Origin of the sequence: Fulvivirga lutimaris (genome assembly GCF_009711525.1) — a bacterium.
In the GTDB taxonomy this organism is placed as follows: Bacteria; Bacteroidota; Bacteroidia; order Cytophagales; family Cyclobacteriaceae; genus Fulvivirga; species Fulvivirga lutimaris.
This window is the reverse complement of sequence record NZ_SMLV01000286.1, coordinates 1-10,770: the sequence shown is the minus strand read 5'-3', so window position 1 is coordinate 10,770 and position 10,770 is coordinate 1. Positions and strand designations below refer to the sequence as shown.

Here is a 10,770-nt window from a genome sequence, read left to right as displayed (position 1 = left end):
TTGGGAGTCACCACTAACACCTTTTAAAGGTGCTGTGCCAATAACCTTTGAGCAAGCTTCTAATAGAGTTCATTTACAGATAGACTTTGACAAGCTAAACCGCCCGGTTGTAGTCCATGTCAAAATAGGGAAGCATTATAAGGACTTTGAAGGCAGGTTTGGAAACCTCTATATAAACGCTCCGAAGACTGTTATTAGTTATGATGACAAAGTTGAACGACATCACTTCTTTGATAGGTTTGGGAATCAGATTTCCGTAATGGGAGATGTTTATGAAAAGGTGTATTCAAAAGATGAGTATGGAAGAAATTTAAACCTTGAATTTATAGACTCCCAAAGACTTCAAACTAAGGATATGTTTGGCACAAAAGTCTACCACTGGACCTATTTAGATGATGGTAGAGTAATAGAAGAAAGAAGAGATGAAAATGATAGCTTACTACCTTTGAGAGGAGGGTTTCAGTTTCTTAGGACCAGAATCACTTTCGGGCCTGACGGATACCCTGCCATTTTGGATAACATTGACGAAGAAGGAAATCTGGCAGCTTCAGAAAGTGGTGCAGCGAGGCTAAAATACTACTATGATTCTCAAGGCAGGTTTTTAAAGTGGGAAGTTTATGATACCGAAAATAATCCTGCTATCGGACCTTCTAATACTGCAGGAGAAGTAAACTCATTTAATGGTTACGAACTTGATGAAATCACTTTTTATAACAAAGAAAAAGAACCTGCCCTTCACTGGTCTGGAGCAGAAAAATGGAAATTCGATAAAGACCAATATGGTAATTTCACCCGATTAACATTTTTGACTGCTGCCGGAAGACCTATGACAGGTATAGGTGGTTATAGCACTACAGTCTACCAATGGTCTGATGATGGCCGCTTTCTACTTTCTCAGTTTTATCTGGATGCTAACGGAGATAAAATAGCAAACCCTAATTCGAATGTGCATAAAGTGGTTCATCAAAGAAACAATAATGGTACAATTAAAGAATCCAGATATTATACCACTAATGATCAACTGGTTGGAAGAAAACGAGATAATGTAGCGGTTATAAGGTACCTATATGATGATAATGGGGTAAAGATTGGAGTTGAATATTTGGATGTAAATCAGAACGTTGTAAAAAAGTAAACATTAAAATTTGATCAAATATGAAGTACACATTTACCTTTTTTTTGCTAGCTCTGATGCATCTTAATGTTGCGAAGGCTCAATCGGATAAGCTTACTGTTGCCAATAACTTCTTTGATGCTTATGAGCAGATGGACTTTGATAAAATGGGGTCTTATTGGGATGATTCGCTAAAATTTCAGGATTTGATAGTCTCTGAGCTGTATGGCTTAGAAGAAACACAGTATGGCCGAGAAACGATGCTAAAGCTTTGGAAAAAGGTTTTTAGTAAAAAGCCTAATTATATGGACATCTCCATTCTGGACCAGTTTGTAAGTGGTGATTATGTGGTTACTCATTTAATGTTAGAGTCCTCGATATCCAGAGGTGAAAAAACAGCAATTTCAAATGGTGAAATGTTCACCATATTTAAAATTGTAAATGACAAAATTACCGAACACCATGACTTTGGAGATTATTATAGGTGGGATAGACAGATGAAATCAGTAATGGAAGGAAAACACAACGTTGATTACCCTGAGGCTACTAATATCAAGATAGCAAGAAATTACATTAAAGCCTATGCCAGCGGAGATGTGGAAACCATGGCATCATTTTATGCTGATCAGATTGATTTTAAAGACCTAACGGCTAAAAATGTTTTCAAATCACAGAACTACGAGCTGCAAGGAAAAGACAAGGTAAAATCGTTTTGGAAGGGGGTTTTAGTTGACTCAAATCCAGGGTTTTTAAATGTTGAAATTGATGGATTGTTTTATGCCAGCAACTTTGTGATGCTTAATACAAGGTTTTCAATGGTTTTACCTAAAACGTGGACTGGAGGAAAGGAGGGAGTGTATGTAAATATTCCTATAAAGACCATTCTTCAAATAAAAGAAGGTAAGATTATAAAACATTTTGACTTTGCTGATTATAACGTCTACAATAAGCAAATAGCCCTTCAAAAGTGAAATAATTGACTTATTGCCAGCATGTTTATTTAGAATATCGATTTAGTAATTAATGCCCCTATGATTTGCCTGATGCAATCTATTTGGTCTGAAAAGTTTGTCCATAAAACGAACCTCTTGCTATCAGATACCGCTAAATATAGTCCATCTAATTTGATAGGACCTTTTGCAATACCTTTTTCTGAGTAAAAGTTTTATTAATAGGTTTCTTAGCATTCGTATTAAATAAACATTTATGAAACACACCATTTTATCTTTTTGCCTATTGCTAGTGGTATGTGCTAGCACCGCACAAACTAAGTACAGTAAAATAACATCTGAAACTGAAAGAGTTACTAAGGAATATATTAAAAACTATTTCGATTTCAATTTTGACAAACTGAAAGAGTATATGCATGATAGCATTACATTTCAGGATCCAACGGCCAAGTTCGTCTTTGCAGGAAAGTTGGTTGAGGGCAAGGAGGCGCTTTACAAGTTTTTCACCAATAACTATGCGTCAATTAACTCATCAGAAGTTGAAATACAACGAGAGATAATATCTAGCGGGGTAGGTATTTATGAGATCAACCTTACATGGTCTTTTGCAAATGATAACCCAAAGAAAGAAATTGTCATTGAAAAAATGCCAATGGTAATAGTGCTGGCGACTAAAGATGGCAAGGTAATTCAACATAGAGATTATGGTGACTACAAGGTTTTTATACAGCAGTATGAAAATCAGCTTAAAACCGAGGGTTAATTTCTATGAAAAAGACAGTTCATTTTGTTGTATGTATGTTTGTGTTGAATATGGCTGCCCACGGGCAGTCATATCCTATCAACCTGTCTGAGCTTTCTGAGCAGGAGTTGATTTTTACCATGTCAAGCGGAAGAGATTCCTTAGGCTATTCTAAAATAACAATAACACATACCAATAGTAAATGGAGTGTTAGCGAAAAGGCTCATCTGAAGTCTAGTTTTGAGCTTGAGGAAGAAATGACAACGTATCTCAATGACCAACTGAGTTGGGATTCCGTTTATGTTAAAGGCGCTTTTAATGTCACTAAAGCATTTCAGTCATTTTCGAAAGTCAGTGGCATTAGGTTGATAGCAGAATCAAATTACAATCAACTATTTGGAAAGGAATACAGCAGTTTGGATACAACATTGAGAGCACCAGCAGTGGAGCGCTTGTCTTCGTTATTTTTATTCCCAACGCTTATTGATTTTACCCAAAAGGGCCATTATCAGTATTGGCAATTTAATCCGACAGACTGTGAATTTAGGCTGGTGACAGTGACCAAAACTTCTGATCAAATTATTGACACATCAAAGGGAGAGGTTGAAACCTATAGATTGGAATTTGCTGGAGGAGTAGCCGAGCAGGTGCTCTTTATATCGAAAACATCACCAAGAAAGATAGTTAGAATTGAATTTAAAGACAGTGATTGGGTGTATACTTTGAATTAACATTCATTTTACACTAACGGTGTTGACACCCGTTTAACTATTTCATACTTTAGACAAGTTCTAAATTCTGTAAGCCATGCATATAAAGTGCATGGCTTTTTAATCTTACACCTGTCAGTCTAAATGAAATATATTCTATTCGGCTTATTTATCTTTAATTCCATATGGGTAAGTGGTCAGAATATATTAGAATATAAGTTTAAGGGTAGTGAAGAATCAAAACCATTGTCCCAGGTTCTAAATGAAATTAGTGATACAGAAGGAGCCAGATTCTTTTTTTTACCAGATTGGATTGAGGACATACAAGTTGATAAAGATTATTCAGGAAAGACATTAGAAGAAGTACTGAATATACTGTTTGATGGCAAGGAGCTAGGGTTCATATCCATGTATCCCGATGCTTTGGTAATCATTAAAGATCCATCAAATGCCATAAAGAGGAAACAGGCTATTCAGACAGCTTTAAGTCAAGATAGTAAAATTGATAACTATAGATTTGGTTCTCCAGATCAAATGCAGCGAGGAAAAAATGTTACAATATCAGGTAAGGTTATAGACATTAAAACTGAAGAGCCATTGCCATACACCAATGTGCAGGTTACTGATACGGATGCGATAGTTACTACGGATGAGCAAGGAAACTTTGAAGTCGAATTAGCTCCAGGGTCGCATGTTTTAAAATTCAGCTATATAGACTATGACCCAACTATTATTGACCTAACTGCTTACACAAATGGAGTAGTTAATGTTGAAATGGAAAAGCAATCTGTTCTATTGGATGAGATTATAATCCAAGGTCAGGCTAACCAAGAAATGGCAACCAGCAGAATTGGGGAAACTCAACTAGTAATGAAGGAGTTGAAGCGAGCGCCAGCATTTCTCGGGGAGGTTGATTTAATAAAGCAAGTACAAATTTTACCTGGAGTAACCACTGTTGGAGAAGCTGCATCAGGTTTTAATGTTCGCGGTGGTAGTGTTGATCAAAACTTAATACTCTATGATGGTTTGCCAGTCTTTAATAGTTCTCATGTTTTTGGTTTTTTATCCGCCTTTAATTCTGATGCAATAAGTGAGGTCTCTTTTTTTAGAGGGGGAACACCGGCAAAATATGGTGGACGGATTTCATCAGTTCTGGATATTCAATCAAAGGATGGAGACTTTCAGGGGTGGCATGTTAAAGCGGGAATAGGTATGGTTACCAGTAGTTTGATGGTAGATGGGCCGCTTAAAAAGAATAAAACCTCTATCTCAACCTCATTAAGATCCACCTATAGCAATTGGCTAATTCATTCAATTGATACCGATTATGCTGATTTAAGTAATAGTTCAGTATCATTTTATGATGGCATGATTAAAGTAGCGCATAAGGTAGACAAGGATACCAAAGTTTCAGTTTCTGGATATGCTAGCCATGATAGTTTTAGCCTTAGCGGTGACTCAACTTATCGTTGGAATAACCTTCAAATATCAGGCAGGTTGGATCACCGATTTAACAACAATTTAGATGGAGAATTCATAGTTGGTATGAGTTCCTATGGCTATAGTGTTTTGAATAATGATTATTTAACCGCTTCTGAACTATCATTTAGAATCAATACGTTAACATTAAAAGCTGCCTTATATACAAAAAAGGGAAGCCATAAGTTAAATTATGGCTGGCAATTTTCACACAACAAGTTTAAACCTGGCTCTCTAGAGCCAACAAGTGATCAGTCGAGTGCCCGATTTGTGGATCTTGATAAGCAATATGCAATAGAAAGTGCTTTTTATGTAGGTGATGAAATAGAGCTTAATCCTTATTTGTTTTTGGAAGCCGGACTGCGGCTACCACTTTTTATAAATTTTGGACCGGGTGAGGTTATTAAGTATGAATCTGGACAACCAGTAGAAGTTACAACTGCTACAGATACTTCTAGTTATGGTAGTTTTCAACCCATCAAGGCCTTTTTGCGCTTTGAACCTCGCATATCCATGCGATTAATGACCAGTGCCAATTCATCAATTAAGTTTGGTTATAATCGGATGTTTCAATACTTGCATTTAGTTTCCAACTCCACAGCTGTAACTCCAGTTGATATCTGGCAACCTAGCGGTTACTACTTCAAGCCACAGAGAGCAGATCAGGTCTCGCTTGGCTTTTTTAAAGATTTTAAAGAAAAGAAATATGGCACATCCGTTGAAGGGTTCTATAAATACATGAATGACATTATTGATTTTAAAGATGGTGCTGAGCTGGTACTGAATCCTCATATAGAGACTGAATTATTGCAAGGAAAGGGTAGGTCATATGGGTTGGAATTCTCCTTATTTAAAAACTCAGGTCGACTCTCCGGTTCTTTGAACTATACATATTCTCGGTCGTTTAGAACCATTTCGGGCCCCACAGAGGTAGAGTCAATAAATGATGGAAAAGAATACCCTTCAAATTTTGATCAGCCACATATATTGAATATTACATGGAAATATAACCTGTCACGTAGGTATTATTTTACCGGTGGGTTTACCTATCATACAGGAAGGCCTGTTACTATTCCATTGTCGGCATTTAAACTTGAGAACACAACTGTGGCTTACTTTTCTGAAAGAAATCAATACAGAATACCCGACTATCATAGACTTGATCTGGCATTGGTAATCGAAGGAAACCACAAAAAAACTAAAAAATGGAAAGGGAATTGGGTGATTTCAGTTTATAACGTTTACAGTCGTAAGAATCCTTATACCATATTCTTTAAAAACTCTGAAAATGGAATTCCAAAACCGAATCAATTATCAATTGTTGGTACAATCTTTCCATCAATTAGCTATAACATAACATTCTAATGAAAAAGAGAACAGTTATATTATTGGTATATTCATTAACGTTTTTTTTAGGGTGTGTTGACTCAATTAATTTTGAAGTGCCCCCTGCAGATGAACAAATAGTTGTTGAAGGATCCATAACTACTGATCCGGGACCTTATACTGTTAAAGTAACAAAGGCCTTAGACCTTAATGAAGACACCGTAAGAGCATCTCCCGTAGAGCAAATGAAGGTTGTTTTGCACGATGATATTGGTAATAGCGAAGATTTTGTGGAGACTCTGCCAGGGGTGTATGTTACTAATGGTGCTATGCAAGGTGAAGTGGGAAGATCTTATCACATTACCATGGAAACTATTGATGGTAAAAAGTATGAATCTGAGTCCGATGAACTATTCCCTGTAGGAGAGATAACTGATATACGTTATGAATATGAAGCCAGGTTAAAGGATGAAGGTTTTGGTGAGATTACTGATGATGTGTTCAATATATATGTGGACTCAGAAGCAGGTGTTAGTGATGAAAATTATGTGAGGTGGAAATTTAGAGGGTTATATAAGGTAGAGACTAATCCTGAACTTAAAGTAGAAATTCTTCCGGCTTATCCTATTCCAAGACCAATACCCCTTCCATGCAGTGGTTATATCGTATTGCCCGGTCCAGGTAATCGACTAGGAAAAGTTGATGAGTGCACTTGTTGTACTTGCTACGCTTACCAATATGAAGAATATCCACAATTGTCTGATGATCAGTTAGTCTCTGGCAATCAGTTTAATAATATTAAGGTTGCAGAGGTGCCTATTGATGTGGGCACGTTTTACGAAAAATATTTGGTCACCATTGAGCAAATGAGCATGACAAGAAATGCTTTTGACTTTTTTAGGTTGGTAAGATCACAGAAGACCAATGCCAGTAGCATATTCCAACCCCCATCAGGAGAGATTAGAGGTAATGTAAAGCCAACGAATAATAATGATACTGTTATTGGTTTGTTTTGGGCTACTTCTATTAAAAAGAAGTCGATGTACATATATCGTGAAGACGTTCCATATCCATTGACAGAAAAATTTTTAGTACCAGATGCCTGCTATAATTTTTACCCAAATTCTTCCACATTTAAGCCAGCAGAATGGGATTGAGATCAGTGATAATTATTCTTCTCAATGTGTTTATGCTACTGAAGGCGAATGCTCAATTGAGTATTAATGAGGTTGTTGATAAGTATGATTCATATCAAAGAACTATTCCTAAGACCAAGCTTCATTTAAGTCTCAACCAATCTAAGTTTATACCTGGTGATACCGTCTACTTTTCTGCATATTTTTTGTCTGAAGATTTAATAGGAGTAGAAGGCAGGCAGTTGCTCGACCTGCACCTGATAGGTTCAGATGGTAACTCTCTTGTTCATTTTAAATATGCCGTTAAAGATGGTTTTGGATATAATCAATTGGCCCTCCCAAAGTCACTACAGCCGGGAATCTATCATATAGTTAGCTATAGCAGTTGGATGCGAAATTTCAAAAGTAATTTTATTTATAAAAAGGAAATTGAGGTCGTTATCCAAAAGAAATTAACAGTTAATAAAATGCCTAAAATAGGTATTGAAGGTGGCCAATTAATCGCTGGAGTACCAAATAAAATTGTAGTAAACGGACTAGGTACTGGAAGAACTGTTGCCTTAAAAGAAGAAAGTGAACAATTAGTAGCTAGTACAGAAATCACTGGCACAGGAGAGGCAACATTTGTAGTTACTCCAGCCAATGGTGCTGAATATTACATAACCCATGGCACAGACAAGCTACTTTTGCCAAAACCGGTTTTAGATGGATATTCGTTAAACCTCAAAAGTATAGGAAAAGGGGAATTACAGGTCAGACTTTATACTTCTCCGAGGTCAAAATATATTAATAAGGATCTCTTTTTGATTTTAACTGCAAGAGGAAGGATACTTTACAGTGCTTCATTTAACCAAGGCAGTTCTGGTATAACTATACTCAATATTCCAAAAAGTAATATTCCCGATGGGGTCGCACATATTTCATTGTTAGACACAGGAGGAAAGCCTCTGGCAGAACGAGATTTCTATAATGGATCTGAACCTGCTGTTGACTTGAGTATAGTGCTTGATAAATCAACTTTTGAGCCTAGAGAAAAGGTGAAAGTTCAGTTTAGACTCGATAGTGATAAGAGTAGTATTAAAAATGTTTCAATAAGAGTTTTGAATCAGGCACTTCATCAACAGTCTGTGAATTCATTGAGCGATGAACTTAACATATTGACTTCAATTGAGGACGATTTTTTAATTAATAGAAGTGATAGTAACTGGCAAGAGACATTAGATTATAATTTGATTGTTAATGGTGCCAAAGAGAATTGGGATGATATATTATCTGATCAGGCTCCTAAACCAGCGTTTGCGTTCACTACCGTTATGAGAAAAAGCGGTATAGCTTATGTCAACGATTCGACTAATGAAAGAGTACCAGCAGATACTAAAATAGTTTTTTATATGCAAAAGAGCATGTGGCGTTATGAAACATCGGTTTTGGATAATGGTGAAGTTTGGTTAATGATCCCTGAGCAATATGGACAAGATGAAATATTCTACTTTGCTGAGAATTATAGAGGTAGAAGAATTGAGGGTTTGAAAATTAAATGGAATTCGGAAGAGGTAGATGACTTCTCTCAGCCTACATCAGCTTCAGAATCAAAAATGCATGATAAGTATGGTGAGTTTGCTAATAATAGTGCTGCCGTGAATAGAGCATTTTCCTTTTTTACCAATGCTGATATGGCATTAGTTGAGAAGGTTCAAAATAATGCTAATGACGCTTTTGAACAACGGCTTTATGGTGCTGACATTAATGTGAAGGTGCAGGATTATCAGCTATTCCCTACCATGGACGAGATGATTCGAGAAATTGTTCCTTCAGTAATTCATAGAGGGAAAAAGGATCTTGGATATGTGAGAGTAACCTTACCACAGCCTATGGATTTGGCAACAGATGGCCCTCTGTATATCATTAATGGGATAGCTACAAAGGACACTAAATACTTTTTGTCATTGAAACCTGCAGATGTTTTAACGGTCAAAGTTGTAAATAGTCCACAAAAATTGATGCCTTTGGGATTGTTGGGTAAGAATGGGATAATTATGATTCAAACAAAAACAGGGGAGGAGCGACCGCCTGTTTCAGCTGACGATATTGTTGATGGGCAGAATAGAAATATGAAGTTTAAGAATCTAGATATTCAAGAGAGGGGTAATTTGAACCACCCATATTTTAGATCTACAATCTATTGGAATCCTGATGTAAGTATGAACGGTTCTAATGAAGGTATTTTTGAATTCTATTTATCCGATGACGTTGGTGAGGTTTTGATATTGCTAGAGGGGATCACTAACATGGGCGAGCCATTTAGTGCCAGTAAATTCATTAAAGTAAATACTGTTCATTAAACATCATCAATTTCTTCATCCAGTAGTCTGTTCATAGACTTAATAATCTCATCTAGCTCGTCAGTAGACTCTTTAAGTTTTATCAATAACTCATTTTTCACAGTGATTTTATCATCATGATTTATAAGGTTTATCAGGCCAAGTATTCTAGCTACAGGAGCTCTAAGGTGATGTGAGTTAATGAATGCATACTTAGAGATTTTTTCTAACTGTTGATTTATTTTTCTTGTCCGTTCGAGAACAAGCTGCTCAAGATTATCATTTACAGTTTTCACCTCTTCATTAGAAGCCACTAATTCTTCATTCAATGTTTGCAGTTCCTGATTAGCATCGCTCAGCTCAATCGTTCTTTGCGTTACAATCTCTTCAAGATTTAGGTTCTGATAGTATAATTTGTCACGAACTTTGTGCTGGATGATGTATAGACTTGTTATTAAAGTAGTTGTGATTACTTCGAAGCTAAGGGTTGGGACAATTGTAAAATATACATCAAAGAAGGGTTGATCACTTATTGGGTTTTGCAGCTTATCCAATATTATAGAAATAGGAACTACTAATATGTAATAATACACCAATGCTGAACCTATCCATATCATGGCGTAATGTACTTCAGTTATATCATCTATTTTATCGAAATGTATTTTGCTGTACATTAAGGTGATTAGAGGTATAAAATGCATTGTAAAATAGGTGATAATAGAAGCTTCAGAAGGTGTGCTGATCGATGTGAGAACAGAAATAATCAGAATACCCCAAAGATGTCTGCAGTAAAAAACAGCGATTAGCAATGGAATTTCTCTTAAATCACTGGATATAGAATCAATTCCAGGAATTTCAAATTTTATCATTCCAAGCAAAGCCGACAACAATCCAAGAAAGATCATTAAGGCAAATTCTCTTAATGGGCTGTTTATTTTAAATACTGGACCGAAGGTTTTAGCCATTTAACAATACATTCTAATGAATTTAAT

The 10,770-nt window shown here is 36.2% G+C and carries 8 protein-coding genes; 7 read left to right on the top strand and 1 reads right to left on the bottom strand.

All coding sequences use genetic code 11. From position 1 onward, the window contains the following. The 7 genes from E1140_RS21385 to E1140_RS04850 all read left to right on the top strand — a co-directional run. Nucleotides 1-1,135, top strand: a 1,135-nt coding sequence (locus E1140_RS21385; RefSeq protein ID WP_185153434.1) for a hypothetical protein, incomplete at its 5' end; no start/stop codon positions are given. 20 nt (nt 1,136-1,155) lie between these two features. Then, nucleotides 1,156-2,085: a nuclear transport factor 2 family protein gene (locus E1140_RS04875; RefSeq protein ID WP_155179637.1), complete on the top strand. Its 930-nt coding sequence runs from the start codon at nt 1,156-1,158 to the stop codon at nt 2,083-2,085. Between the two features lie 235 nt (nt 2,086-2,320). Beyond that, complete coding sequence (locus tag E1140_RS04870) at nt 2,321-2,827, top strand: nuclear transport factor 2 family protein (protein ID WP_155179634.1); 507 nt, start codon at nt 2,321-2,323, stop codon at nt 2,825-2,827. 5 nt (nt 2,828-2,832) lie between these two features. After that, nucleotides 2,833-3,537, top strand: coding sequence for a hypothetical protein (locus E1140_RS04865; RefSeq protein ID WP_155179631.1), 705 nt, complete (start codon nt 2,833-2,835; stop codon nt 3,535-3,537). 123 nt (nt 3,538-3,660) lie between these two features. Next, complete coding sequence (locus E1140_RS04860) at nt 3,661-6,360, top strand: TonB-dependent receptor (RefSeq protein WP_155179629.1); 2,700 nt, start codon at nt 3,661-3,663, stop codon at nt 6,358-6,360. Further along, a complete protein-coding gene (locus E1140_RS04855) occupies nt 6,360-7,478 on the top strand; it encodes a DUF4249 domain-containing protein (protein WP_155179628.1) in 1,119 nt (372 codons plus the stop codon). Before E1140_RS04860 ends, E1140_RS04855 begins: the two co-directional genes overlap by 1 nt. Beyond that, nucleotides 7,469-9,799, top strand: coding sequence for a hypothetical protein (locus E1140_RS04850; RefSeq protein WP_155179626.1), 2,331 nt, complete (start codon nt 7,469-7,471; stop codon nt 9,797-9,799). The genes E1140_RS04855 and E1140_RS04850 overlap by 10 nt, the downstream gene beginning before the upstream one ends. Here the strand turns inward: E1140_RS04850 and E1140_RS04845 are convergent. After that, the gene (locus E1140_RS04845) at nt 9,796-10,743 is read right to left on the bottom strand and encodes a phytochrome family protein (RefSeq protein ID WP_155179623.1); all 948 of its coding nucleotides are present in this window, start codon (nt 10,741-10,743) and stop codon (nt 9,796-9,798) included. The two genes, E1140_RS04850 and E1140_RS04845, sit on opposite strands and share 4 nt — an antisense overlap. Nucleotides 10,744-10,770: the final 27 nt, after the last annotated feature.

Bases quoted from the DNA above. Each gene is read 5' to 3' on its own strand.
- E1140_RS04875 (WP_155179637.1), top strand. From the start codon at position 1,156: ATGAAGTACACATTTACCTTTTTTTTGCTAGCTCTGATGCATCTTAAT.
- E1140_RS04870 (WP_155179634.1), top strand. From the start codon at position 2,321: ATGAAACACACCATTTTATCTTTTTGCCTATTGCTAGTGGTATGTGCT.
- E1140_RS04865 (WP_155179631.1), top strand. From the start codon at position 2,833: ATGAAAAAGACAGTTCATTTTGTTGTATGTATGTTTGTGTTGAATATG.
- E1140_RS04860 (WP_155179629.1), top strand. From the start codon at position 3,661: ATGAAATATATTCTATTCGGCTTATTTATCTTTAATTCCATATGGGTA.
- E1140_RS04855 (WP_155179628.1), top strand. From the start codon at position 6,360: ATGAAAAAGAGAACAGTTATATTATTGGTATATTCATTAACGTTTTTT.
- E1140_RS04850 (WP_155179626.1), top strand. From the start codon at position 7,469: ATGGGATTGAGATCAGTGATAATTATTCTTCTCAATGTGTTTATGCTA.
- E1140_RS04845 (WP_155179623.1), bottom strand. From the start codon at position 10,743: ATGGCTAAAACCTTCGGTCCAGTATTTAAAATAAACAGCCCATTAAGA.